At 54.0% G+C, this 26,158-nt stretch carries 16 protein-coding genes; 11 read left to right on the top strand and 5 right to left on the bottom strand.

What is annotated here, in order from left to right:
* Positions 1 to 536 precede the first annotated feature (536 nt).
* From SH528x_RS13740 to SH528x_RS13720, 5 genes are all read left to right on the top strand, one after another.
* Entirely contained in the window at positions 537 to 842 is a 306-nt protein-coding gene (locus SH528x_RS13740) for a hypothetical protein (RefSeq protein WP_442511084.1), read from the top strand.
* Between the two features lie 23 nt (positions 843 to 865).
* On the top strand, positions 866 to 2,647 hold the full coding sequence (ptsP, locus tag SH528x_RS13735; RefSeq protein ID WP_442511083.1) for a phosphoenolpyruvate--protein phosphotransferase: 1,782 nt from the start codon (positions 866 to 868) through the stop codon (positions 2,645 to 2,647).
* Positions 2,644 to 3,735 carry a glycoside hydrolase family 130 protein gene (locus tag SH528x_RS13730; protein WP_442511082.1) on the top strand — a complete coding sequence of 364 codons (1,092 nt, stop codon included), beginning with the start codon at positions 2,644 to 2,646 and terminating at the stop codon, positions 3,733 to 3,735. Before ptsP ends, SH528x_RS13730 begins: the two co-directional genes overlap by 4 nt.
* A complete protein-coding gene (locus tag SH528x_RS13725) occupies positions 3,732 to 5,999 on the top strand; it encodes a glycosyltransferase family 4 protein (RefSeq protein ID WP_442511081.1) in 2,268 nt (755 codons plus the stop codon). The genes SH528x_RS13730 and SH528x_RS13725 overlap by 4 nt, the downstream gene beginning before the upstream one ends.
* Before the next feature lie 312 nt (positions 6,000 to 6,311).
* Positions 6,312 to 7,757 carry a glycoside hydrolase family 130 protein gene (locus SH528x_RS13720; protein ID WP_442511080.1) on the top strand — a complete coding sequence of 482 codons (1,446 nt, stop codon included), beginning with the start codon at positions 6,312 to 6,314 and terminating at the stop codon, positions 7,755 to 7,757.
* A gap of 376 nt (positions 7,758 to 8,133) precedes the next feature.
* On the opposite strand, the gene SH528x_RS13715 is transcribed toward SH528x_RS13720, so the two are convergent.
* Positions 8,134 to 8,622 carry a DinB family protein gene (locus SH528x_RS13715; RefSeq protein WP_442511079.1) on the bottom strand — a complete coding sequence of 163 codons (489 nt, stop codon included), beginning with the start codon at positions 8,620 to 8,622 and terminating at the stop codon, positions 8,134 to 8,136.
* A 98-nt stretch (positions 8,623 to 8,720) separates the two neighbouring features.
* Positions 8,721 to 9,161 (bottom strand): response regulator, encoded by a 441-nt coding sequence (locus tag SH528x_RS13710; RefSeq protein ID WP_442511078.1) that lies wholly within the window; start codon positions 9,159 to 9,161, stop codon positions 8,721 to 8,723.
* 277 nt (positions 9,162 to 9,438) lie between these two features.
* On the opposite strand from SH528x_RS13710, the gene SH528x_RS13705 reads away from it, so the two are divergent.
* The gene (locus SH528x_RS13705) at positions 9,439 to 10,614 is read left to right on the top strand and encodes a hypothetical protein (RefSeq protein WP_442512129.1); all 1,176 of its coding nucleotides are present in this window, start codon (positions 9,439 to 9,441) and stop codon (positions 10,612 to 10,614) included.
* Positions 10,615 to 11,081: 467 nt separating this feature from the next.
* Here the strand turns inward: SH528x_RS13705 and SH528x_RS13700 are convergent, their stop codons facing one another.
* A complete protein-coding gene (locus tag SH528x_RS13700) occupies positions 11,082 to 14,057 on the bottom strand; it encodes a carboxypeptidase regulatory-like domain-containing protein (protein WP_442511077.1) in 2,976 nt (991 codons plus the stop codon).
* 118 nt (positions 14,058 to 14,175) lie between these two features.
* Positions 14,176 to 15,126, bottom strand: a complete 951-nt coding sequence (locus SH528x_RS13695) for a methyltransferase domain-containing protein (protein WP_442511076.1) — start codon at positions 15,124 to 15,126, stop codon at positions 14,176 to 14,178.
* 542 nt (positions 15,127 to 15,668) lie between these two features.
* On the opposite strand from SH528x_RS13695, the gene SH528x_RS13690 reads away from it, so the two are divergent.
* Genes SH528x_RS13690 through SH528x_RS13675 form a run of 4 tightly spaced genes read left to right on the top strand, consistent with a single transcriptional unit; the run spans position 15,669 to position 20,953 of the window.
* On the top strand, positions 15,669 to 18,146 hold the full coding sequence (locus SH528x_RS13690; protein ID WP_442511075.1) for a glycogen/starch/alpha-glucan phosphorylase: 2,478 nt from the start codon (positions 15,669 to 15,671) through the stop codon (positions 18,144 to 18,146).
* On the top strand, positions 18,146 to 19,672 hold the full coding sequence (malQ, locus tag SH528x_RS13685) for a 4-alpha-glucanotransferase (RefSeq protein WP_442511074.1): 1,527 nt from the start codon (positions 18,146 to 18,148) through the stop codon (positions 19,670 to 19,672). The genes SH528x_RS13690 and malQ overlap by 1 nt, the downstream gene beginning before the upstream one ends.
* Positions 19,673 to 19,677: 5 nt before the next feature.
* Positions 19,678 to 20,136 (top strand): YaiI/YqxD family protein, encoded by a 459-nt coding sequence (locus SH528x_RS13680; RefSeq protein ID WP_442511073.1) that lies wholly within the window; start codon positions 19,678 to 19,680, stop codon positions 20,134 to 20,136.
* A gap of 58 nt (positions 20,137 to 20,194) precedes the next feature.
* On the top strand, positions 20,195 to 20,953 hold the full coding sequence (locus SH528x_RS13675) for a hypothetical protein (RefSeq protein WP_442511072.1): 759 nt from the start codon (positions 20,195 to 20,197) through the stop codon (positions 20,951 to 20,953).
* Between the two features lie 446 nt (positions 20,954 to 21,399).
* Here the strand turns inward: SH528x_RS13675 and SH528x_RS13670 are convergent, their stop codons facing one another.
* Positions 21,400 to 22,374: an SPFH domain-containing protein gene (locus SH528x_RS13670; protein ID WP_442511071.1), complete on the bottom strand. Its 975-nt coding sequence runs from the start codon at positions 22,372 to 22,374 to the stop codon at positions 21,400 to 21,402.
* Positions 22,375 to 23,092: 718 nt separating this feature from the next.
* Between SH528x_RS13670 and SH528x_RS13665 the strand changes: the two genes are divergently transcribed.
* Entirely contained in the window at positions 23,093 to 25,927 is a 2,835-nt protein-coding gene (locus SH528x_RS13665; RefSeq protein WP_442511070.1) for a hypothetical protein, read from the top strand.
* Positions 25,928 to 26,158 lie beyond the last annotated feature (231 nt).

The following is a 26,158-nucleotide window of genomic DNA, read 5'->3' as shown; positions in this document are numbered from 1 at the left end:
AACCGCAGCAGGTCTCTCGCTCGCCCAAGGAGGCGATCATGGTGGATGGTTTTGCCGAGACACCGCGCGGCGACTTACTGGATGGGCCTCATTGCACGAGTCCGTCTGTTTTGCCAGCATCGCCGGACGCTCAAACCCCCTATCGATCCGTTCTGGAGTCGTTTCAAGTTGATTCGGATTCTGTAGTCGATTCATACCAATCCGTTCACGAAAAGTATTCGCCAGCGTCTCGGATCCAAACATTTGCGAGTACGATTTCAGAAAGCTTTGCATCATGAAATGGAGTCAAGTAAAACGAAACTGGCCATCGGTTCAAGCAGAAGTCAAACGCACTTGGGGAAAGATCGACGAGATCGATCTGGCGATGATCCATGGCGAGCGCGATTCATTCACAAGGGTCCTTGCACGAAGGTACGGCTACGAGCCGGAGGATGCTCAGCAGAAGCTTGACGCCTTCATCGACCGACTTGCACCAGAGACGAAAACCCGGGTCAGGTTTACCTGGTTATCTCGGCAGCTAGAAAAATGTTGGGTTCATGTCCATGTTAAACTTCGCAGCTAACGCCGAACAATGGATCGAGTTTACGGGTGGCCCTTTTGATGGACACTTACAGCGATATCACTCGACTCCTCAGCGATTGCCCACCGAGGTCGTCTGGCTTGTTTCGGCCGAAGCCTTTCGACAAATCGCCCGTTCCCCCCCGAGGACGTCTTCGTTCAGCGGTACATTGTCGAGTGCGGCCTTGTATGAGCTGGACATTGCATCGGCGTTACCAAAGTATCGCTACGCGGGATCCATTTCGGCACAAAGTCTTCGTATCGCGATTCACAAACTCGATTAAATAAAAACATCAGGAGGAACTGAATGGAATGCATGGAAGGACAAACGCTTTCCGCCGGGCTCGCCAAAGGGGTCGCGGTTGTGGTCGGTTACGAGTTACAGCGATTATTTCCTTCAACGAAAAAGGAGAAGCAAGACTCAATCTTGAGTGCTGATGTTCACGTCGAGTGTGAACGCATGGATGATGCTTTAGAAAAATCAAAGCAAGACCTAGACACCTTCAACGCAGTCGCAGCCGAGAAACCATCGCTTGCGGCGGCGGTCAAGTTGCTTTCAGCCCACGCCACCATGGCAAGTGAGATTGCAATTCTTGCCAAAGAGCGGGTATCGAGTGATCTGGTCGGCGTTGAAAACGCTCTGGATTCGGTGGTTAGCCAGTGGGTTAGTCGTTTGCAGCAGATTGACAATGAATTCCTACGTGAGCGCGAGACGGACGTACGCGACGTGGGACAACGCATGATGCGTCATCTGTTAGGTATCTTGCCAACCCGCCACATTGACTTTCCCAATGGCGCGGTGGTTGTCGCACGCGAACTTGTACCTTCGGACGCGATTGCGTTGTCAAGCTCCGGCGTTGTCGCCGTCGTGACACAGTTTGGAGGAAAACTTGGACACACCGCCATCATTGCTCGGGCGCTTGGGATCCCAGCCGTCTCCGGCATTGCCAATGTCATTCAGCGGATAGCAAGCGGTGCGACTCTATTGGTCGACGGAGAATCGGGCGTGATCCTGGCGGAACCAACAGCGGTTCAGCAGACCCAATTCGATGCTCGTATGTCGGATGCTCGACGGCAATCAGTCCTAGAAGACTTAGTGGACGCAGGCCCGTGCAAAACCCGTGATGGAACGGCGATTTCGCTCTTAGGTAACGTTGGATTGCAGGGAGAAATCGAGCAAATACGCCGGCGCGGACTCGCAGGGGTCGGGCTCTTCCGCACTGAATTTCTTTACTTGCAATCGCAGCTCCGGCCCGTTGCTGAAGCTCAACGACACATCTATGCCGAGATGGCAGAAGGACTCGGTGATCGCCCGCTGGTCATCCGAACTTTTGACCTCGGCGGAGAAAAGCTTCCACCGTTTCTTTCGCTTGACTCTCACATTGCCCCATCGAGTTTGAACTTGCGTGGTTTGCGATTTTCGCTCGTCGAGCGAGATTTGCTTCGCGAGCAACTGACGGCCATCGTCCAAGTCGCACAAACGGCTGACGTAAGGATACTGTTTCCGATGGTGATCGGCAGTCACGATTTCAAGCAAGCGATCGCTGTCGTTGAAGACGTCATGAAAGATTGCGATGCGATTAGGCGACCGCAAATTGGCGCAATGATCGAAACACCCGCGGCCCTCTTCGACTTGGACGCAATCCTTGAGCTCGCTGACTTTATCGCCATCGGGACGAACGATCTCACACAGTATCTGCTAGCAGCAGACCGCGAGTTGTCCGCTGAGAATGATGATGTGACTGCGTTGCATCCAGCTGTCTTGCGGGCGATCGAAAAAGTGGTGGTAGCGGCCAAGCGTTGGAATTGCCCGCTTTGCGTTTGCGGCGAGGAAGCAGGCGAAGTGGAGTTCGCCGAGTTGTTGATCGGATTGGGAGTTCACGAGCTGAGCGTGAGTCCTTCGCGGGCAATCGCTATCCGTGCCACAATAGCCGATATCGATCTAGCGGTCGCGAGCGTGTTGGCAAAACGAGCGTTGACGTGTCAAAGTCCGCACGAAGTTCGTGAGTTGTTGACGCAGGCCAGCAGGTCCGAGCTTCAAACCGAACTGGAGCAATCTTCGTCACCAATGCTTGGGATTGGCCCATGATCGCTAGACTATCCGACTCACTCTTGCTAAGTCCCTGCGACATCCGGCCGTCCCAGAGCGATTGGGAAGTCATCGGCGTTTTCAATCCCGCCGTTACGGTTATCGGCGACGAAATGGTGATGCTAGCGAGAGTCGCCGAGCGTCCGACCGAGAAGCGTTCCGGATGGACAGCACTTCCTCGATGGTCGCATCCTGGCGAAACGACCGTCGATTGGGTTCGCGATGATGACTTGCACAAAACCGATGCTCGTGTTGTAGCCTTAAAAAACAGCGGCGATCTTCGGCTGACATCCGTTTCCCATTTTCAAATCTTTCGTAAATCAATCGCAGGCAGCGACGCGTGGCAGTTCGTTGATGTGCTGCTGCCCGAGGTTTCCATGCCCGAAGGTTCCCTGGAAGAATTCGGCATCGAGGACCCTCGGATTTCCAAGATCAACAATACCTACTGGATCACCTATGTTGCGGTTTCTAGATCGGGTGCTGCAACGGCGCTCATGTCTTCGGCCGACTTAGTGACGTTCCAACGCCACGGCATCATTTTTGCCAGCGAAAACAAAGACGTCGTGCTGTTCCCCGAACGCGTCACTGGTGACTATGTGGCACTTCATCGTCCGAATCCAAATTCGCACTTTAGCCCGCCACAAATCTGGATCGCTCGCTCGCCTGATCTAATACACTGGGGCCGTCATCAACCCATTTTGAGTGGTGTTCAGTCGTGGGAAGGCGATCGCGTGGGCAGTGGAACACCGCCGGTCTTGGTCGACGATGGATGGCTGACGTTGTACCACGGCAGCGCAACATCGAACATCGCCGGCACAGTGGGCTGTTACGCTGCTGGCGCACTCTTGCTGGATCGTGACGATCCCACTCGAGTGATCGCTCGCTCGAGCGATCCGATCATGCTGCCCACGACCGACTACGAAACAAGCGGTTTTGTCCCCAACGTCGTTTTCCCAACTGGTATGTTGGAGGTAGGCGACGAATTGCAGGTGTTTTACGGAGCTGCCGACACATCTGTCGCCATGACTCGGTTTTCAAAGCGATCGGTTCTCGATTGGCTTGTTTTACAAAGCGGCGTTTCATCATGACCTTACCTGACCTGCAAAAAATCGCCTTTGTCGGTGACTACCTGCCACGCAAATGCGGCATCGCAACCTTCACCCACGACTTGCGAGCGTCGATCGCCAAAGCATCGGACGCCGATTGCATCGTCGTCCCCATGGACGACATTCCGGGTGGTTACTTGTACGACAACGAAGTTCAATTCCAAGTCGCCGAACAAGACATCGAAGACTACCGTGCCGCAGCCGACTTTCTGAATTTCAACAACGTCGACATCGTCTGTGTACAGCACGAGTTTGGAATCTACGGAGGCCCCTGCGGCAGTCACCTCTTGGCACTCTTGCAAGACCTGCGGATGCCGGTCGTCACGACGCTACACACCGTACTGTCGGAGCCCAATCAAACACAGCGTGACGTCATGACGCAGTTGGTTCGGCTTTCATCGCGACTCGTTGTTATGACCGAGCGAAGCCGACAAACTCTCATCAACACTTACGCGGTGGATCCCGAGCAGGTGGATCTAATCGCGCACGGCATCCCCAATGCTCCTGATACCGACCAGAAGGTTTTGAAAGAGCAATTCAATGTCGAAAATAAGGCGGTGGCTCTGACGTTCGGATTGCTCTCACCAGGAAAAGGAATCGAGCACGTCCTGCAAGCTATCCCTGAAGTCGTGGCCCGTTTTCCCGATTTCATTTACCTCGTGCTCGGCGCTACACACCCGAGTCTGATTCGCGAGCAAGGAGAACGCTATCGAATCAGTTTGGAGCGGATGGCGAAAGAACTCGGCATCTCCAAACACGTCAGCTTCTACAACCGTTTCGTTGAACTGGAAGAACTTACCGAGTTCATTGGCGCCGCGGACCTGTACATCACACCCTATTTGAATGTTCAGCAGGCAGTTTCAGGCACTTTGGCCTATGCATTTGGTTGTGGCCAAGCTGTGATCTCGACGCCGTATTGGCACGCCGAAGAATTGCTGGCCGACGGCCGAGGAGTGCTGGTTCCGTTCGCGGACCCGTCTGCGATCGCTCGAGAAATCATCGGGCTACTCGGTGACGACGAGCGGCGGTTGGCGATGCGAGCACAAGCCTACAAGCTAGGCCGAAGCATGACGTGGGATCACGTTTCCGAGTCGTACCTAAGCTCTTTCCGTCGGGCTCAACGTGAACGTATCAGTCAGCGTAAGCCTTGGGCGGTTCGCACGCTTGATGAACAACCACTGGCACTGCCGAAGATGCAACTCGATCACTTGGAACACCTTAGTGACTCGACCGGCATCGTCCAACACGCAATCTATACGATTCCCGATCATGCCCACGGCTACTGTACCGATGACAACGCCAGGGCTTTAATCCTGACCGTCTTACTCGAAGAGCAAGGCAAAGATTCACCGACGGTGCATTCGCTCGCTTCTCGATACGCGGCGTTCCTGAACGTCGCATTTGATCGGGACACAGGTCGTTTCCGCAACTTCATGAGCTTCGATCGGAACTGGTTGGAAGTCGATGGATCGGATGATTCGCAAGGCCGCTCCTTGTGGGCATTGGGAACTTGCATCGGTCGATCTCGTCGCGCTGGTTTGGCCGCATGGGCTCGCGAATTGTTCCATCGGGCGATGCCCGCGTGTGAAAACACGACGTCCCCCAGAACGTGGGCGCTTGGGATCATGGGGATCCAGGAATACCTTCGACGTTACGGAGGTGATCGCGCGGCCACGACGATGAGCCAGCGACTCGCCGACCGACTGATCACCATGTACGATGCGACGGCGACGGAGGATTGGCCGTGGTTCGAGGACATCGCGACTTACAACAACGCGAAGCTATCACAGGCCTTGATCGCCCATGGTCGTGGGTCGGGGGATCAGCGTGCGACGGAGATCGGTTTAAAATCGTTGCGATGGCTTTGCGAAAAGCAGCTTTCACCGCAGGGACGATTCCGCCCGATCGGCTCCAACGGATTCAGTCGCGAGGGCAGCGTGGCAGCGGTTTTTGACCAGCAAGCGATCGAAGCTCATGCGATGGTTTCGGCGTCGATCGAAGCTTTTACTGCAACGAAAGATCCGTTTTGGATTGAACAAGCTCACTTGGCATTCGATTGGTTTCTGGGCCGCAATGATCTTGGCCAACCGATCTACGACGCATCCACGGGCGGATGCTATGACGGATTGATGGAGAATCAAGTCAACGAGAACCAAGGTGCCGAATCAACACTCGCGTTCTTGCTGTCGCTTGCAGAAATGCGGGCGATTAGTGCAACCATGCGAGTCATATCAACCTCTCCCTAGTTCGACTGTCCTGTTTTTATTTGCACGGCATTAGTGAGCCGTGGGCCGTAAGGCACCGGGTAGTGCGTGAGCCCCGGCCGCTCACGCGCGAGCGGCTTACTGAATGGGAACGACGCGGAACGACTAAAGCTCAATCCCACGAAATTAACGACGTAGCTACCGTCGCCAGACGGTGGACAAGACTGGGAAAAACGATTGCACCTCAACCACGCTCTGGCGAGCGTAGCTACTAATTCAGCTAAAGCCTGGACTCCAGCCTGTCCCTGCTTGATCAACAGGCTGGAAGCCTTTCCCACATTCAATCGGTCAATCATGCAAATCAAACGAACTGGAATTGTTCTTTCACCCAACAAACAACGCGTCGTCTTGCGACCGTTTCAGCCGCCCGGCGACGACCGTGTGCTGAGGGTGATCGCCCGAGTCTGCACGCTCTCGGAACACGAAGTTGACGACCTGCTTGCTCACGTCCTGCAAGAATTCCATGGACGTCATCAAAGACCCAAAGCGTTCTTCGAGCGGCGATTTCGGGAGCTTCGGCACCACCTACTCACCGACACTCCGTTGAGTGAAAACCGTCGGTTATTACTGGGAGCTTACTTCACCCAAGAATATGCATTGGAATCGGCGGCTTTGTTTAATCCGTCGCTGGTGTGGCACCCCGATCAGACGAAATTACCGGCGGGGGCGAGACGTTTTGCCATGAGTTTGCGAGCGGTCGGTGAAGGACACATTTCATCCATCGTTTTTCGCAGTGGTACGATTACCAGCGACTTGCAGATCACGATCGATGAACCCAATCGTTTTGTCACAACGCCTCGCTTCGTCCCTGATAAGTGTTACGAGAACGATCTCTTTCGCCGCAAACTGATCGAGCTGGGGCTGGGCACTCCATTCACCTATGAAGTTCTGGCAGAACTGCAAAGCGAGTTCACACTGAATCAACTTGAAACGCGTCTGCAGACATCGCTTCGAGAACACCGATCGCATCACGCCGAACTCGCACCGCTGGTGGAGCAAGTCGTCATGCTGGCGAAATCCAACTACGAAATCCAATACACACCGGACCACGCGTTATCCGAACGGCTGATTTTTCCCTTCAGCCCGACTGAAACCAACGGCATCGAAGACGCACGTTTTGTTCACTTCCACGACGATGACGGCAGCAGTCGCTACTACGCGACCTATAGCGCCTATGACGGGCGGATGGTGTTGCCGCAGTTACTCGAAACGACGGATTTCCTGCGTTTCAAAATGCACACGCTTAACGGCCCGGCGGTTTCCAACAAAGGAATGGCGTTGTTCCCTCGGAAGATCAACGGCCACTACGCGATGCTAGGCCGACAAGATGGCGAGCATCTGTTTTTGATGTATTCAGATATGCTCCATTTTTGGCACACCAGCGAGCTGATCATCAAGCCCACGAATCCGTGGGAATACGTGCAAATGGGCAATTGCGGTTCGCCGATCGAAACGGACGCCGGTTGGCTCGTTCTGACGCATGGCGTCGGAGCGATGCGTAAGTATTGCATTGGCGCGATGCTGTTGGATTTGGAAGACCCGTCCAAAATCATCTCACGATTACATGCCCCCCTCATCACTCCCAACGAAGCCGAACGAGAAGGTTACGTTCCCAACGTCGTCTACACATGCGGAGCGATCGTGCATGAGAACCACCTTGTCATTCCGTACGCCATGTCCGACTACGCAACGACGTTTGCCACGGTCGAAATCGCCGAACTTCTTGCAACAATGTCGTGAACGCGAGTCGGCGTGGGAATCCCTTTGGCTACACCCTGCCGCCACTCGGGATGTGCGATTTGTAAGTTAAGGAACTGGACGCGGATCTGGATCGAGTCCGATCTCGTCTCCATTGGCTCCCCTCTCCCCACAAATTCGGACAACGTTTGATTCAAATGGTCGAGTCATGTGATCCGAATTCACAGGGAGAGGGGAGCCAGGGAATCGAGGTTTCGATTTGCCTAACAAATCCGTCAGTAATAAATCGCACGTCCCCCGTTGTTGAAAAGCACAACTTTGGAATCCCTCGCTCACTCGTTTTGCTGAGCCGGATGTTCACGATCCGGAGTGGTCAATTTGCCCCGATAGATTCAGCAAGAATTTTGTCGCGTTCAGTTTAACCGCCGTAAACGGTTGCTTCGTCGATGCCCAGCATTCTCAGATACACGGACAGAATGCCACGGTGATGCACGGTATGATTCAGAACCCATGTTCTCAAGCAATCTCCCTTGCTTAACGTCATCAGGGTTTGGTCACCGGCCTTCATCGTCCACAACTTTGCCATCGTTTCGTCCGATGCTGCCTCAATCGCACCTCGCGCTGACACGACGTTCTGATCGAATTTGGCGAGAATTTCAGCAGGATCACTCAGCGAGGGCGTTTCGTACTTCGGCCCGTCTGGTGGCGCGATATTGAAGACGTCTTCATCGACAATAAACTTCGTCCAGCCAACGATCTCTGCCAAGTGGTTCGCGTTCCATCCGAGCGTGTTGAGGTTTTCGCTGGCTTTCCATTCCAGTTTGTCGGCGGGAACCAATTCAAGAATTTTGCGGGTTTGAGCCATTTCCCGATCCAGTTCGGGAACCATCAATTCGGCAATTGTCATCTGTCGTGTCCTTGCGTTCGTAAAATGTCATCTTAGGTGCACGATTGTGCTCCATTACGAACGTCTGGACAATCAGCCTGTTTGTTTGGCAGCCGCTACTAGTTTGCGTGTTCCCGGCGGCAGCGAGCGATTAATTGACGAACCGTTTCACCAAGAGTTTGAACCGAAATGGGCTTGATCATAAACTCGTCCGCTCCGGCTGCCGTTGCGGCTGCCGATTCGGACTCATTCCCGCTCATGATTGCTACCGGGACATCGGAATTGGCCCCGTCGAGATGACGAATTATCGCGAGCGCATCGATGCCGCTGATCCCTGGCATCTGAACGTCCATCAAAACGAAACGGAACGGTTCATGCCGCAACATCTCAATCGCTTGATTTCCGTCCGCCGCGATTTTCGTGGGGAATCCTAAAACCTCCAATGCATGCTGCAGCGATTGCTGAACAAGAACATTGTCCTCAACAAGCAGCCCCGGCTCGGCCGCATAGCGGTCGGTTGACGCGACAGTGGACTGCTGGCATGAAGAATCACTGGTCATAGCTTGGATGCTCCTATCGTCCAAAAAATGTGTAACAGGTGGTGACCGAGCGGTATACGGCGGCCCCCGGCTCCCCAGAACAGTTCTTGCGGTTGGGCAAACTATGCCGTATCGCACACTCAAGTCTAGCAGACACGGTCGTGTCATGTGGTCGCATCGTGAGACTTCGCAAATCGTCAGCAAACTCTTTGCCGAGGGCGGTCGATAAGTGTTGGACACATCTATCCATTCGCCCTCGATCGACGAGGGACGCCCTCAATTGAAAATGGGATCGTTTATGCCATTCCTCGGCGGCAGCCTTGCATTCGAGAGATTTAGTGTCAGTGGTTTTGAAGTCGCGGAATTCGGCGACGAGCAAATCGAACTTCTTGCCCAAAACGTCGCTGGCAATAACCCATCCGCGTCTGCAGAGAACATTCATATCGGTTTTCTCGGCGGTGCCCACCTGTTTGACCAAGAATTTGACGTCAGCAAGAACGTCCTTGACCAGGCCGTCCACTGCAGCGTCCGCATCGACACCAACCAAATTCCATCGGCGATTCGCAAAGCGTGGCTGCAAATGGAATTATTGGCACTCGCAAAAGATAGTCCAAGCGGTGTGGTGTCCAAATCAGGCCGCAAAGAAGCCAAAGAGGCGGTCGAACAGCGCTGCGAGGTCGAGGCGGCGTCGGGCAAGTATCGCAAAATGCAACAGTTCCCGCTGCTGTGGGACCATACGCGAGAAACACTCTACTTTGGTGGCTCTGCCGGAAACGCCAGCGGACACTGCGCCGATTTGCTCGAACGCGTCTTTAACGTCGAACTGCGACACATCAGTTCGGGTTCGATCGCGCAAGCGTGGGCGATCGAAAACGACCTGTATGCCGAAGTCGATGACCTTGTTCCAGCAAACTTTGTTCCCGCGGTTCCTCACGGCGACCTTGCTTGGACCAATCAACACTCCAAGGCACCAGATTTCCTAGGCAATGAATTTTTGCTTTGGCTTTGGTGGACCCTCGAAAACGACTCGGACACCTTTACGCTGCCGGACAATTCCGAAGTGACGGTGATGTTGACCAAAACGTTGGCCCTGGAGTGCCCGCTTGGCGAATCAGGCAAAGAAACCATTTCGCACGAAAGTCCCATCAAACTTCCCGAAGCAATGCACGCGATTCGATCAGGAAAGTTGCCCCGAAAGTCAGGCATGACGATCATTCGCGATGGTCAGCAATACGACCTCGTGCTGCAGGCCGAAACGTTTGGGATCAGTGGTGCGAAGATTCACGTTGACGAGGACGCCGATTTTGAAGTCGACGAGCGAATTGACGCAATTCGAACACTTAGCGAAACGATCGACTTGATGTTCCACACTTTCTGTGCCCGCCGCGTCAGCGATGCCTGGAGCAAGGATCTGAAAGCGATGATCCATTGGCTGGAAAATGCGGGACAGAAAGCGGAACGTTCCGCAGCGTAAGTGCCCAAAGCCATAAGTTCCGTCTGTTCTTGTGAGCCGACGACGCTAGCCGCGGGCTGCTAAAACCTCGGGATTGTCGTGTTTTTAGTAGCGATGGTTTTCTGCCACCTCTCCACCAACTTTGTTGGGGGAGAAGTCCAGCGAAGCCTTCAGCGACGTTCGGGTGAGTGGACTGACCGAGCAAGTCGCTGGCGACGAAAACACAGTTTGCACCGGAATTGCACGGATGATGGCGCGGTCGCCCCCTCACCCGAGCAACGCCTAAAGGGCGTGCTCGACCTCTCCCCCGACTTCGTCGGTGGAGAGGTAACTGCAGTATCGGCCGAAAGAAAAACTCACTCCCAATATCCGACGACAACACCAAAGATTTAGCAGGCCAACTCAAGCCCCAGCGAATGTTACTGCGTCTCTGTCCCTGACCAACGCGGTAATAAGCCGGTCCTTTTCCACGTCTTCGTTTTTTACTGTCACTCGGCCTCGTTCGGGCTCGCGAGTTTGTTCACGAACTTCGCGACATCGTCTTCGCTAAGCCGTTGACGTGTTTGGTTCAACATTGCGGCGAAGTGAGCTTGCCCTTCTTCGCTTGACGGGAACCCGATATTGCTTCCGCTCTCGGAGTGGTTCGATGTGGCCAGCTTCTTGCCCGACGCATCGAGAATCGCAAACCACGGGATGCCTCCCTCGGCTCCATCGCGAATTTCTTTCATGATCTCGCGGGCACCCTTCCAGCGGTGATCCATCTTCACCAGGATAAAGTCTTCTTCCCACTCACTGTTTTCCTTCAGGAAACCGGATAGCCGATGGCACGGCCCGCACCATGTTGCGGTTTCTTGCACAATCACGCGCTTGTTTTCCGTTTTTGCTTTGGCCAATGCCTCGTCGAGCAGTTCTTGCGCGTCAATCCGTTGAGTCAGATGATTGCGTAAAACCTTGAACAGTTTTTCCTTCGATAATTCGTCGCCATCACACGCTGCGTCCGAGTCGACCGTCGCCACCTTTTGCCCATCGGAATCGAGAATGACGAGTAAGAACTCTCCGCGTTTTCCTTCGATCGATTCATCGAGTTCTTTCGCTAACGCCATCGCCGCTTTTTGCTTTTCTCCGCCAGTCGGAATGGCCATGAATAAAAACTCGTCCCGCATTTCGCGAAAGTCTTTGTCCTCATAACGAATCTGCATCAGCTGGTGGATGCGTGGGTCGGCACTCTGTCCGAACACGACAAGCAGATGTTGATTGACGAGCTTGATGGGCTTGAGTGCTCGTTCGTATCGCTCCATTGGCGTTCCTTTCACCGCGAACGCACCGGCGATACGTTCTTCCAACGTTGGTGGAACATATCGCTTCGGGGGCGGTGGAACTTGTACGTCGCCCAAGTTCAGCGTTTCGCCTGACTCCACCTTCCATTTGGGTAGCGAGCGGTATAGACCTTCCTCGGTAACACCAAGGTTGACCGAATACTCTTGTCCACCCACCAGTCCGTCAATGGAAAACCGTCCCTCGGAGTCGGTGGTGACGCTGCTGCCGAACCGTGTGCTCCATGTTCGGCCAGTGTCGGAGGGCACATCAATGCCGTAGTTGATTTTCTGATTCGGCAAAGGCATTTCAGTGTCGTCCGCCAGTAAACGTCCAGAGATGGAACCGGTCGGATGAAGGCTGACATCGAGCGTTGCTTGTTCAGGATCGACAATTACTACCGCAGCAAGTGTGTTGTCTTGATTTTTGACATGAACATAGGTCGGTTCCTTGTAACGCATCACGCGAAAGGTTCCGTCGGTTGCACTCTTTGCCTGCCAGTCGCGTCCACGAAAGCTTTGGGGGACGCCTTCGAGCATCGCAGATGCGACCGACTCGCCCTCCGCTGCTGCGGTGACCTTGCCCGTCAACTCCACCTCCTTGCGAAGTATCGTGGTGACGTTCATTTCCAACTCGGATTGACCGGCAATTTCAAACTTGTCCGCCTTGCTCTGCGTGGGGGGCCGGATGTCAAAACTGCCATCGCCCAATGCAAACTCGAAACGCCCGTCCTGATCAGTGGTCTGATCGTAAAACAGCATCGGTCGGACCCAGCGACGCGAATTGTCAGTGTTTCTTAATTCCACACCTTCCAGCGAATTGAGATCGGTACCATATTGGTAGACGATCACACGTTGGTCGGGGATCGGATCGCCCGTGCTCTCGTCCGTCAGCGTCCCAAACACTCGCGTCGCCTCGCGAAGAACGAAGTCCTTGTTCGTGACCGGCTCATTTGCACGAACGGCGAAACCGGTTTGCGGAGCGGCGGCCCACCGAGCCTCTTTCACGGTGACAAGATAAATTTGCTCAGGGGCAACATGGATTTCATAGTTGCCATGGTCATCCGTCGTTGCGGTTCCGGAGTCATCATCCATTGTGTAACCGGCACCGCGAGCCGCCACGGTGATGTTTGCTACGGGGCTGCCATCGGCATCGGTGACTTTTCCGCTAATTGGTACCAAACGGTCCAATTGCATCTCAAACGTACCGTCACCGATTTCCGGATCATAGACTCCCCGCGTGCGAACGAAATCGTCAGACGATGGCCAGATTTGAATCTTCGCAGTTTGCCAGGACGGCATCCAATCAAAAGTCAACCCGCCATTTTCATCCGTTGACTCCGAAAGTGGTTCGGAGAAGTAACTAAGGTTTAATTGATTCGCTTCACTGCCTTTTTGCAGCAGCCAAACGTAGTTTCGAATCGAGGGAATCGGTTTCCCTTTGTCGTCCGTGATGCGGACTCGAAGTGGCTCGGCGCCTTCGAGTCTCAGAATTTCCCCGTTCTCCGCTGGAAACTCTGGCACTTTTGTAAGTGTGTCTGAGCGTTGATTGCGTGGCAGTGCATAGACTCGGTAATCCAGTCCCAAGTGATCTTTCCAAGCCACGACCGCACCAATACGATCCGATTTTGGGTAACGGAACGTGACCGAGCCAGATTCGTCGGTCGACAACCCGGTGATAGTGGTTGGGAAATTCAGTTGGACCGCGACCGCGGCGTCGCTAATGGGGTTGTCGTTAACATCGAGCACGCGAATCGCTGCAGTGTTCGTTTCCGAAAGTTGGATGACAAGGTCTTCGGTTTTGACGATGTCGTTTTCGATTTTCAATCGTCCGATCGCGAGTTGTTCGCCATCGGGACTGCTGACGCGAAGCAGGACGCTGCGAAGTGCAATCTGCTTGATATCGATTGGAAAATCGAACGTGCCGTCATCTTTTGTTGTGACGCGTTTGTCGAGGTTGCCAAACGGCAAACTTGCATGGACGGTTGCATTTGACGCCGGATCACCGGCGATCGTCAATACCTTTCCGGTAATCTGTACGGTCACCTCTTTATAATCGTCAGCGAAAACGCCGCCAGAAGTTAACCCGGCAAGAATGAGAAAAGTCCAACAAATCGTTGCGGCACGTCGCAGTGGGCTGCAAGGTCTCATTGTGCTAACTTTCGAAGTGGTTCGGAATCAGGTTTGCCATTGAGAGAAGCAAACCACGATCATAGCCGATTCCGTCCGCCGTCGCAGACAACGGCTTACACTTCGTTTTCCGCCTGCGCTACACGCGTTTGACACGGACCGTTTTCATCAACTGGTCAATCGAACCGCCAGCGGCATAACAAAACTCGACCGAGATTGTTTCTCCGCTAGCGATTTCAAACGGCGTCTCGATCGGCAGCACCAAACATTGGTTTGGCCACGTGATCGCTTTTTCATTTTCAACGTCGACCGAAATCACGTTTTGGGTGACAAAGCGAAGGGCGTTGACCATGCCGTCACAGCTAGCAACGACATTTTCGTGGACGGTGAACTGCATCGGGATTGTTTCGTCATACGCGATGCTTGCGTACGGCGATAAGTTTGCAAACTCGCGTGTTCGAGGCTGCTCCAACAGCGGCGCTTGGAACATCGGCACGGGAGCATGATAGCCCGCGAATTCAAAAGATTGCTCTACCGGTTGGGCCATCAAGATGGATGCTTCCGGTAGAAAACGCGGCAGCTTCGCGCCGTAGGCCTGTTTGTAGCGTCGCTTGAATGCGGCAATCACTTGTGCCTGTTTCTCACGCAGTAACCCGACGTGCAGCATTTCACAGACGACTACGTCCACTGGTGCGTCAGGAACATATTCCGATGCATCCGCGTGAATCACAGTAATCTGATCTTCGAGTCCATTGAGTCGGACAAATCGACGGGCGGTCTCGACCAGTTCAGGGTTCCGCTCGACACAGCTCACTTGTGCCCCACAGCGAGCCGCCAGCGACGACAGAATTCCCGTGCCGCCACCAAGTTCGACCACATGCATTCCTGGACGCACGTTTAGATTGATCGCTTCATGAAACGCTCCGACGCGATCTTCGTCCTGCAGCATGTTGTAGTGGTACAGCAGCGGGATGTATTGACCGAGCGTCTTTTCTTCCTCGGTAAGCTTGGTTTGAGGCGGCGTCGCATTATTAGAGTCGTCCAACAAGGATGCGTAGGCAGGGCGGCGAACCAAGGAAGTCGATTGCATAGAAATTTGCCGATTCAACTGAAAATCTTTTTGCTGGCAGCGATACCGAATTGGCTGGCCCGCATGCGCTACCTTGCCACACGATCCAAGGCAGAACGGTAGCGTGATATCAATGGACGGCTCAAGGTTGATTTCTCACTCCCTTCCTTGTCGGGCAGCATGCACAATCGCTGACTCAACGCCGAAATTGCACGACGTAACCCCTTACGATTCCCGTACTTAGACACCACTTGAACTTTTTTCGGGGGGGAACCTCGAATTTTCTTATTTTCGGTTAACCGTGAGATACTACAGACGGAAACTCTGATTTGCGAAATTGCGTAAACTATTCGGAAATTACGGGAAGAATATCGGACAAGATGTAGTGTTGAGGGTAAAGTCGCTGACTTCGAAATCGACACATGTTGTCATAGCTCTCCGAGATTGCTAATGATCTTTATCATTAGAAGCATAAATGACGGTGATGCTGAAACTTTTGGCGACCATGCCGGAAAGAAACCTTCGGCCGTTCGCTCACTTTTCCTCGAATAAATACGAATACGATGCCAGAACAAACCCTCGACGTCTCGAAAGCTGAAAAGATGAGCACCATCCTGGCTCCGCTTTCCGAAGAACTGCGCCGGCACCTGTATTACACCCTTGGTCATCACACCGACGAAAGTAATCCTCATTATTACTATCGTGCCTTGGCTAACGCCGTACGTGACCGCGTAACCGAGCATTGGCGAACGACCCAAGAGCGTTTTGCAAATACCGATGAACGTTGCGTTCATTATTTTTCGCTCGAGTTTCTGTTGGGTCGATCGCTGAACAATGCCGTTCAGAATTTGGAACTCGACGACGCCACTCGCGAAGCGCTACACCAATATGGTGTCGCGTTGGAAGAGATTGCGGAACAGGAACCCGATGCAGGACTCGGAAACGGTGGTCTTGGTCGTTTGGCCGCGTGCTTTTTGGACAGTTGCGCCAACTTGCGTTTGCCAGTGACCGGTTATGGAATTCGCTACGAATTTGGAATGTTCCACCAAACGATCGAGAACGGTCGTCAAGTCGAAGGCCCCGATCACTGGTTGCGTGATGGTAACCCGTGGGAGATCGAACGTCACGAAGACGCCAAAACGATCCGCTTCTACGGACACACCGAACGTTATTTTGACGAGTCTGGAAACACTTCGATTCGCTGGGTCGGTACCAACGATTTGTTGGCGATCCCTTACGATATGCCAATTCCTGGATTCAAAAACAATACGGTAAACACGCTGCGTCTTTGGAAAGCCGAAGCGACCGATGTCTTCGATCTGGAAGAGTTCAACTCGGGTAATTACCCCGATGCGGTTGTGCAAAAGAACAACGCCGAACAAATCTCGATGGTGTTGTACCCCAACGACGCCAGCGAAAACGGCAAAGAATTGCGTCTGAAGCAACAGTACTTCCTCAGTTCCGCCAGTTTGCAAGATGTGCTGGAAAATTGGGTTGAAAAGTATGGCGAAGACTTTACCGACTTTGGTCGCAAAAACTGCTTCCAATTGAACGACACCCACCCCGCTTGCTCGGTTCCCGAGTTGATGCGATTGTTGATGGACGTCTATCACCTTGATTGGGATTCGGCGTGGAAGATCACGACACAGTGCATGGCATACACCAATCACACGTTGCTTCCCGAAGCGCTCGAGCGATGGAGCGTGGCTTTGTTCAGCCGCTTGCTGCCTCGTTTGTTGGAAATCATTTATGAGATCAACGAACGTTTCTTGACCGAAGTGAAGAAGAAATTCCCAGGGGATGTCGCACTTCTGCGTCGCGTGTCGCTCGTCGAAGAAGGCGATCAGCCGCACATCCGCATGGCTTACCTGAGTATCGTGGGCAGTTTCTCGGTCAACGGTGTTGCTCATCTGCACACCGAGTTGCTGAAGAGCGGATTGTTCACGGACTTCTACAAACTGTGGCCGGAAAAATTCAACAACAAAACCAACGGTGTGACTCAGCGTCGTTGGTTGTCACACTGTAACCCCGGTTTGCGTGACCTGCTGAATGAAACGATCGGTAGCGGTTGGGAATCCGATCTAAGCCAGATCGAGAAATTGGCTCCGTATGCGGAGGACGCTGGATTCCGCAAAAAGTGGCGTGCTGTAAAGCTCGAGAACAAAAAGCGATTGAGCGAGTACGTCAAGACGAACACCGGTGTTGAATTCAACACGGACGCGATCTTCGATGTGCAAGTCAAGCGGATTCACGAATACAAACGTCAACTGCTGAACTTACTGCACGTCATTCACCTTTACGATCGCATCCTGCGTGGTGACACCAAAGACATGGTGCCACGCTGTGTGTTGATCGGTGGCAAAGCGGCTCCGGGATACCACGTTGCGAAATTGATTGTGAAGATGGTCAACAACGTGGCTTCGGTCATCAACGCCGACCCGAAGACGAAGAACTTGTTGCGTTTGGTTTTCTTTCCAAACTATCGCGTTTCGTCGATGGAGATCATTTGCCCGGGGACAGAGTTGTCCGAGCAGATTTCGACGGCGGGCAAAGAAGCTTCGGGAACCGGCAACATGAAATTCATGATGAACGGTGCGTTGACGATCGGCACGCTCGACGGTGCGAATATCGAGATTCGTGAGAAGGCGGGTGCCGAGAACTTCTTCTTGTTCGGCTTGGACGAAAATGGCGTTCAGGAAGAAAAGAAGAGTTACGATCCGAATGCGATTATCGCAGCGGACGACGAAATCCGGCGGGTGATGGAAATGGTCGAAGGCGGGGTGTTCAGCCAAAATGAACCCGGCATTTTCGATCTTCTCACCAAGGGTCTGCGAAATCCGTATGACCCATGGCTGACGATTGCGGATCTGCGCAGTTACATTGATGCCCAAGCTGAGGCCGGAAAGGTTTATTCGGACCAGGAGAAATGGACTCGAATGAGTATCCTGAACTCGGCAAACAGTGGCTGGTTCTCGAGTGATCGAACGATCGCCCAGTACGCTGAAGAAATTTGGAACGTCAAACCGTTAGAGGATGCTTAATGCGTTTTCCGAGATCATCGGGGATACTTTGTCACATCACCAGCCTGCCAACTGCGAGCGGAAACCGCGAATTTGGTATCGGTGATCTCGGTAAAGCGTCGTATGCGTTCGTCGATTTCTTGCAAGCTGCGGGGCAAACCATTTGGCAGGTGCTGCCACTGGGTCCCCCAGCAGCCGGCAATTCGCCCTACAGCTGTTATTCCGCCTTCGCGGGAAATCCGCTGCTGATTAGCCTTTCGATGCTTGTCGAGGAAGGCTTGTTGGCCGATGACGATTTCGTTTTGCCATCGGGTTTGGACGCCGTCACATCGAAAGTGGATTACCACTTGGTGGCTCAGTTCAAGCTGCCTGTGCTGCGCACGGCGTTCGAAAACTTTTGCGAAAACGCCAGCGAAGAGCAACGGGCCGATTTTGACCGGTTTGTCGAACACAACGCATGGTGGTTGGACGACTTCGGTCGCTTCGAAGCTTTGATGCGGCACTTTGGCAAAGCCGATTGGACTCAGTGGCCTGCGGAATTGGTGCGTCATGCAGCGAATCCGGAGTTTGATCAAGCGATCGAGCAATGGGAAACCAAGCTGAGCACGGAGATCCAGTTCGCTGAATTCCAACAGTACATCTTTGATGTCCAGTGGCGGAAACTGAAGCAGTACGCAAACGAGCGCAACGTGCGTATGTATGGCGACATGCCGATTTTTGTCGCACACGAAAGTGCCGATGTGTGGGCAAATCAATCCGTGTTCTGTTTAGCGGAAAATGGAAAAGCCACCTTCGTCGCAGGCGTGCCACCAGACTACTTCAGCAAGACCGGTCAATTGTGGGGCAACCCGCAATACCGCTGGGATGTGCTCGAGCAAACCGGTTACCGATGGTGGGTGCAACGGTTTGGTTACGCGTTTCAGCAATTTGATCTGATGCGGATCGATCACTTTCGCGGCTTCGAAGCCTATTGGGAAGTTCCCGCGACCGCGAAGACGGCGGTCAATGGTGAATGGGTCGAAGGCCCCAAAGAAAAAGTCTTCGACGCGGCTCGCGAAAAACTTGGCGAATTGGCGTTGATCGCGGAAGATCTGGGCATGATCACCGAAGAGGTGCACGAGCTTCGCGATAAACTTGGATTTCCAGGAATGCGGGTGTTACAGTTTGGCTACTATGTCGCCGAAGACGATTTCCATCGCCCCGTTGCGTATCCCGAGCATTCGGTCGCCTACACCGGAACGCACGACAATGACACCGTGATGGGATGGTACAAGGAACGCGAAGTCGCCGAGGGTGAAGAAGATTTGTTGGCCGATGTTGTCACCAGCGACGTCGACATTCATTTACAATTGATTTGGGCGGTGCTTGATTCTGCCTCGGATACCGCGATCGTTCCTGTGCAAGATTTGCTTGGACTCGGGAATGAAGCGAGAATGAATATGCCGGGATTGGCCGATGGAAACTGGGCTTGGCGTTTATTGCCAGGCCAATTGACCGATTCGGTCGCTAGCACCATTGGTGAGATGACGAGAAACTCGAGGCGGTGAGCAGCGTGAAGATTTGGATCGACGCCGACGCGGCGCCACAAGACGTCAAACAGATCGTCTTTCGTGCCGCAAAACGATTGGATGTCGAAACGGTCTTGGTCGCAAACCGCCCGCTCGCAGTACCACCGGCATTGACCATGGTCCGCTCCGTGGTCGTTCGTGAAGGCGCCGATCAAGCAGACCGTTACATCGTAAACCAGAGCGAAGCCAAAGACATCGCGGTAACCGCCGATTTACCATTGGCGGGCCAATTGGTGGAAAAAGGCGTGTACGTGATCGATCCACGTGGCGATGAATATTCGCCCGACACGATCGCATCACGATTATCGATGCGAAATTTCATGGACGATTTGCGAGGCGAAGGAATGGTGGTTGGCCGATCTTCACCGTACGGAGACGCGGACAAGAAAGCGTTTGCCGCGACCTTTGATCGCTTACTAACGAAGGCGTTGAACCGGAAATAGAGGACTTCGGACACGCTCCGCTGCAACAGGTCCTCCGCTCTAACTAGGTTGGCTGGGAATGTCACCTGCACCACAACCGGAACGCGAGAAACCTTCCCTGAAGGCTGCCTGTGTGTCGCCAACGGCGATTTCCAACCTCGTTGCTGCGTTGGCTTTGTTAGCGTGTGTCTTGCTGCCTCATTCGATTGGTTGCGATGACACGGTGGTTCGTCCGGCCGATGTGATTGTCGCCGAGATTGCCGAGGGGGCACCGCTGGTCACGATGACGTTTTTCTGGCCTTACGTTTTTGGCCTTTGCACGTTTTTATTCTTTATCGCACTGGTGATCATCCGGCCACAGCGGATCGAGCGAGTACTGTTATCGCTGCCGATTTGTTTCTTGCTGTATTTAACTGCCATTTGGTGCTTGATGCTGTTCAGCAGTTCGGTTGAAAGTCGTGCTGCGATGGTGATTGCCACGTTTGTCGTCCCCTCCGCAACGCTCGTCGCAATTCGCGTGACGTGGCTGTGGTTTGACTCGCAGAAAATTGCTGCGGCGACGTGGGCACAAAGCTACTTGTGTATTCTAGCGATCTTTTCTCTACGTTGGTTCTGGATGCTGCCGATCAAGCAGATGCTCTATGGCGGCGTGTTGTCGATGATTGGGGCTGCCGCGGTGATGATCGCATCGTGGTCATGGCCGAGCTGGATTGAACACGATCTATCGGACCGCAATCAGCCGGCACAGCGTTTTCAGTTGTCACTGAAGCAAATCATCCTTGGCATGCTGGTGATTGCGATTGCCATGACCTATTGGCAATTCATGGCACGCCAGTAATCGACCGGGGCAAGCCCATCGGGTTACCTCTCCCGAGCGCAGCTTGGGAGAGGTCGAGCAGAGCCTTCAGCGATGCTCGGGTGAGGGCGCCCGAGCAAGCCAGAGGCCTGCTGCAAGCTCAGGTGCGCGGGCGGCCCTCACACGAACGAGGCCTGTGGGGCCCGTCCGACCTCTCCCGAGCTGAAGCTCGGGAGAGGTAAATTGCGTCGTGTCACCTCTCCCAAACGCAGTTTGGGAGAGGTCGAGCAGAGTCTTCAGCGATGCTCGGGTGAGGGCGCCCGAGCAAGCCAGAGGCCTGTTGCAAGCTCAGTTGCGCGGTCGGCCCTCACCCGGACGAGGCCTGAGGGGCCCGTCCGACCTCTCCCGAGCTGAAGCTCGGGAGAGGTGGCATAACCGTTGCTCAACTGCCAAATCACGACAACCCCAAAGATTTACCGGTCCACAGCTCACGCTCCTGTTTGTACAACGGGTTGAGCATGGCGATCGCTGCAAAGCACCACCAACAGATTTGAAACCAACGATGCTCGCTGTACCGCATCCAATTCGACAATATCGTCTCGCTTGAGATGCTCAAGTGCCATCTCTACCATTCCCACGGCACCTTCGACGATCTTGGTACGTGCCGCGACGACGGCACCTGCTTGTTGACGCTGTAACATCGCCGAAGCGATTTCGGGTGCGTAGGCCAAGTGACTGATGCGAGCCTCGATCACGTTCACACCAGCCTTCTCGAGTCGTTCTTGAATATCTTCGCGAAGTTTGCTGCAGATCTCTTCGGTACTGCCGCGAAGCGATTGCTCATGGTCTTCGCTGTCGTAGGGATAGCGTGTTGCCAAGCTTCGCAGGGCCGCTTCGCTTTGAACCTCGACAAAATTCTCGTAGTCATCAACCTCGAACAACGCCTCGGCAGTATCGGTGACTTTCCAGACTACCACCGCGGAAATTTCAATCGGGTTTCCATCTCGGTCGTTGACCTTGGACGGACGGCTCGCTGAGCGACTCTTCCACTGTACCACCGTGCCCGCAGCGTCCTTCTTTTCAGGCGTGGATGACGATCCCGTTTCAAAGTTGCGAATACGCAAGCTCACTTTTCGTTTGGAGAAAAACGGGTTGACCCAGAAAAAGCCCGAGTCTTTGACGGTTCCGCGATAGTCACCAAACAGCAGCAAGACGCGAGAATCATTCGGTGCGATCGCCATTAATCCGAATAGACCTATTATCCCCGATGGAATCATCATCACTCCGAGCAACGCAAAGAAGCCATTTTCGGCCGCCGCTGAAGCGATCACGGTGAAGCCGCCAAAGAGAATCAACCCCAGGCAGGCGAATAGCGCAAACCAGCCTGTGTTGGGACGGAGTAGTTTTTCGGGATGCACGTGGTGAACGTCGACTGAGTGGTTTGGATTCATTGATGTGGACATGGGGAAATTTCCTATACGAGAGGATCGACGTGAAACAGAATCAATCAGGATTTGAAGGCGTTGTAGGGCAACGGCTATGTCGGTGTTTGCTTACGGACGTAAAAGCGGGGATTGAGAACGCGATGTTACGTGCGTTTCCCGTCTTAAAATTCAAGATACCCTTAAAACCGCAACCTGTTTCTAGAGGCTGACGAAGGAATAGGCGGGAAAAGCCGCCCCGCATGGGCGCGCCAATACTCGTACCTAGCTGAATTCGCAGTCGCGGCCCGTCACGAAAGAGACGGTTCAGATTGGTTGTTAGCGTTTGCTGCCGCCGCTATCGCGGCTTCGAGTCGTTTCTGGTTCGCCAACTGCGGGTTTACACCCGCAGCTATATACTGCCGCAGCTAACGCTGCTCCACTCTCCACTCCCCACTCCCCACTCCCCACTCCCCACTCCCCACTCCCCACTCCCCACTCCCCACTCCCCACTCCCCACTCCCCACTCCCCACTCCCCACTCCCCACTCCCCACTCCCCACTCCCCACTCCCCACTCCCAGATCCCAGCTCCCTTCTCCCTTCTCCCCCTGCAAAACCCGCAGAACCGTCAAACTCGGCGGCAAGATGTAGCGTTTAGGCAACAAAGTATGTTGTTTTCTTGCATCATGCCCCCATCTTGCGTGCTAGGTTTCCTTGGACAAAGTGTGTCCGGAATGAATCCAAACACCACGCAGGCCGATGAACTACAACGCAGCACGAAGCGAGCAGAATCGCAACCGGAATTTGCCATTGCGGCAAGTTCTGATCGTTGCCGTTTTGCTGATCTTCGCCGTTGCCAGCGGTTGCAGCCGATTGCGGTTGCCTGCGATCGATCCCTCCGGTTCCTGCTTGTTCGCTCCCCTGCCTACCACAACCGAACTCGCACTGCCTGGATCCGCTGGTGAGAGCTGCCTGTGCTTCAATTGCTTGCGTGGCTTCGGTTCCTGCCTGACCAATCCCTCCTTTGCCTTCCCCACACCCGCGTTTCCTGAACCTGTCGCCCCACCTGCGTGTGCGACTCCGGAAACCGGAGCGTTAGGAGCTGGACCCAAGTTCCCGTTGCTAGGCAAGCACTGCAAAGACGACGGTGCTTGCGTGCCAAGTGCACCCTGCAATGGTTCGTGCCAAACTGGGCCTGCGTCCATTTTGTACGGTGACGAAATCACCAATACCAATCCACGCTGCTTGCCCGATCGGGGCGAACGCGGTTGCATTTTGTTGACCCCACAAAAGATTGTTGCTCCCGTCGGCGGCGAAGTTATTTTATTATCCGGTGTTTGTGGGGCCGATGGTTATTTGCAGATGAATCAACCGTTGGAGTGGATGTTAACACCTGAAAGTGTTGGTACGTTTATTCAAGTCGGTGACGACGATCCGGGGCTTTTGCACCGGTTGACGGTAAAGAAACAACGTCCTGAAAAACATGATCCCTCATACGCTCACGGATTGACCAGCACAAAACGCATGCTGATCACCCGTGGCAACTTGGATCGCAGTGACGATGTACAACTGGAAAAAGGCCAAACTTGGATCTCAATCAGCAGTCCAAGTGAAGGCACCAGTCGTGTGACGGTTCTGGCACCCGATAGCGAGTGCTGGGATCAACGCAAAGCCACCGCAACGATCTACTGGATCGACGCACGCTGGCAATTCCCTGGGTCACAAATCGTACCTGCGGGAACTCCTGTTACCTTGACCACTCGAGTGACACGTGCCGAAGGCAGCTTGCCTGCACGTGGATGGAAAGTGCGTTACGAAGTACAACAACCCGAAACCGCAACGTTTGCGGGTACCAACGGTTCGTCGGTCGCGGAAGCGGTCGTCGATGAAAACGGCAACGCAACGGTAGAGCTACTGCCGGTTGCGGGTACCAGCGGCACTGTCACGGTCGATATGCAAGTCATTCGACCGGGTGGCGATTCGGATAATATGCCGACGATGACGCTCGGCCGCGGACAAACCTTTGTCACCTGGAGTTCACCCCAGTTGGCTGTCCGGGCGGGCGCTCCATCGGTGGCCAGTTTTGACGTTCCTTACGAAGTCGTCGCGAACGTCTCGAACCCAGGCGACCAGCCTGTGAATAATGTCCGCGTTTCGGTCGAGTTTCCTCCAGGAACTCGCGCCGTCAGCGCGGATTCATTCGCCCAAGTCTTGCCAGGCAGCGTGCTTTGGGAAATCGGAACGATTCCACCCAAGACCCAATTGGACTTGTTCATGAACGTGACGTCACAGTCGTCCGGAAATCTAACATTCCAGGCTCGTGGCGATAATGGACTGTTTGACGAAGATACGGTTCGCGTCGATGTGTTCCAGCCTTCGCTTTCGCTTACCGCACAAGCCGAAAAAGAACGCTACGAGGCGGGCGAAGAAGTCACGTTTAATATCGATGTGAAAAACACGGGCGATCGTCCATTGACCAACGTCAAACTGAAAGCTTTTGGCGATCCGAACATGCTGCATCCTGAACGAAACACACGTGAACTTGGCAACGAGTTGACTGACGGTCCACTGCAACCAGGCGAGACATGGCCTACAACCATCACATTCATTCCGACCGCGTCGGGACGTCGCTGCGTCAACTTTGAAGCGACTGCCGACGGTGGACAACGTGCTGTCAACGAAGCATGTGTGACCGTGATCAATCCGATCCCCGATGCACCCGCCTTGACCGTCTCGATTGAAAGTCGCGACCGGGTTGCCACCGGCGATGAGTTTGTGATACGCACCTACGTTAACAATTCGGGGCAAACACCGATTCGCGATGCACGAGTGATGTTGCAGTACGATCCACAACTACAATTGCTACAGGCCACCGAAGGTGCGTCCGAACCACGTGCGGGACAAACAGTGATTCAATGGGACGTGCCCGTCGTGAATCCGGGACAGCGTGCCGTACTGGAAGGACAATTCCGAGCGATGGCGACCAACCCGCAGTCAATCGTGCGTGTTGAGGCGGTAGCTCGAGACGGAACATCCGCCAATGGCGAACATGTTTTCGCAATCGTCGCGGGGGCCCCTCCGGCGTCGCCACCCTCAGGGACCGCACCACCGTTATTGCCGCCGGCGACAACGCCACCGACGATTCCCGGTGGTCCAGGCCAACTGCCACCATCGCCTGATACAGGCCCAGTGGCTCCGGCATTACCATCAGGTCCGGCGAAATCGGATCGAGTTCAAGTCGAGATTTTTGGTCGTGACAATCCAGTTCGTGTTGGCGAACCGATTCGCTACACATTGCGTGTCACAAATGATTCGGATCAAGTGGATGGCGAAGTCAGCGTGCGGTTCAACTTGCCACCAGGTGTGGCGGTGGAACGGGTTACACAGCGTCGGAGTCCTACCGGAGGCGAATTCGATGTCAAAGCGGGTGCAATCTACTTAGCCGATATCCGATCGATGCGTCCCAATGAGACGGTTGAGTACGATGTCGTGATGAGTAGCAATCAACCGCAAACATTCGAGTTGAATGTGGAATCGGTCAGCCGTCGCGGCCCTGGCGGCGTCGACAGCGTGCAAACCGAAGTGATTCCGTAAACCGAAGTGTTTCCATAAAAAGCTGTGAGATAGGCTTCCAGCCTGTCATCCGTAGCACAACGAGGCATAGCCTTCCAGGCTTGTGCATTGCGTCGATCCATCGCGGCGTATGCCAAGCAAACGAGCGGCAGTAGCGGTTCTTGTTAAAGATCCTGCATGCGGGATCTTTAGCAAGATCCACTACAGATAGTGTCAAGCGATTTCTTGCAAACGGTCAAAGATTGCGTCGCA

Source organism: Novipirellula methanifontis (genome assembly GCF_052161655.1).
In the GTDB taxonomy this organism is placed as follows: Bacteria; Planctomycetota; Planctomycetia; order Pirellulales; family Pirellulaceae; genus Novipirellula.
Note: the sequence above shows the minus strand (reverse complement) of the source record. Positions and strands in the feature narration are given on the sequence as shown.

Excerpts from the sequence above, each read along its gene's own strand:
- SH528x_RS13740 (WP_442511084.1), top strand. The coding sequence starts at position 537 with ATGTCCATGTTAAACTTCGCAGCTAACGCCGAACAATGGATCGAGTTT.
- ptsP (WP_442511083.1), top strand. The coding sequence starts at position 866 with ATGGAATGCATGGAAGGACAAACGCTTTCCGCCGGGCTCGCCAAAGGG.
- SH528x_RS13730 (WP_442511082.1), top strand. The coding sequence starts at position 2,644 with ATGATCGCTAGACTATCCGACTCACTCTTGCTAAGTCCCTGCGACATC.
- SH528x_RS13725 (WP_442511081.1), top strand. The coding sequence starts at position 3,732 with ATGACCTTACCTGACCTGCAAAAAATCGCCTTTGTCGGTGACTACCTG.
- SH528x_RS13720 (WP_442511080.1), top strand. The coding sequence starts at position 6,312 with ATGCAAATCAAACGAACTGGAATTGTTCTTTCACCCAACAAACAACGC.
- SH528x_RS13715 (WP_442511079.1), bottom strand. The coding sequence starts at position 8,622 with ATGACAATTGCCGAATTGATGGTTCCCGAACTGGATCGGGAAATGGCT.
- SH528x_RS13710 (WP_442511078.1), bottom strand. The coding sequence starts at position 9,161 with ATGACCAGTGATTCTTCATGCCAGCAGTCCACTGTCGCGTCAACCGAC.
- SH528x_RS13705 (WP_442512129.1), top strand. The coding sequence starts at position 9,439 with ATGCCATTCCTCGGCGGCAGCCTTGCATTCGAGAGATTTAGTGTCAGT.
- SH528x_RS13700 (WP_442511077.1), bottom strand. The coding sequence starts at position 14,057 with ATGAGACCTTGCAGCCCACTGCGACGTGCCGCAACGATTTGTTGGACT.
- SH528x_RS13695 (WP_442511076.1), bottom strand. The coding sequence starts at position 15,126 with ATGCAATCGACTTCCTTGGTTCGCCGCCCTGCCTACGCATCCTTGTTG.
- SH528x_RS13690 (WP_442511075.1), top strand. The coding sequence starts at position 15,669 with ATGCCAGAACAAACCCTCGACGTCTCGAAAGCTGAAAAGATGAGCACC.
- malQ (WP_442511074.1), top strand. The coding sequence starts at position 18,146 with ATGCGTTTTCCGAGATCATCGGGGATACTTTGTCACATCACCAGCCTG.
- SH528x_RS13675 (WP_442511072.1), top strand. The coding sequence starts at position 20,195 with ATGTCACCTGCACCACAACCGGAACGCGAGAAACCTTCCCTGAAGGCT.
- SH528x_RS13670 (WP_442511071.1), bottom strand. The coding sequence starts at position 22,374 with ATGTCCACATCAATGAATCCAAACCACTCAGTCGACGTTCACCACGTG.
- SH528x_RS13665 (WP_442511070.1), top strand. The coding sequence starts at position 23,093 with ATGAACTACAACGCAGCACGAAGCGAGCAGAATCGCAACCGGAATTTG.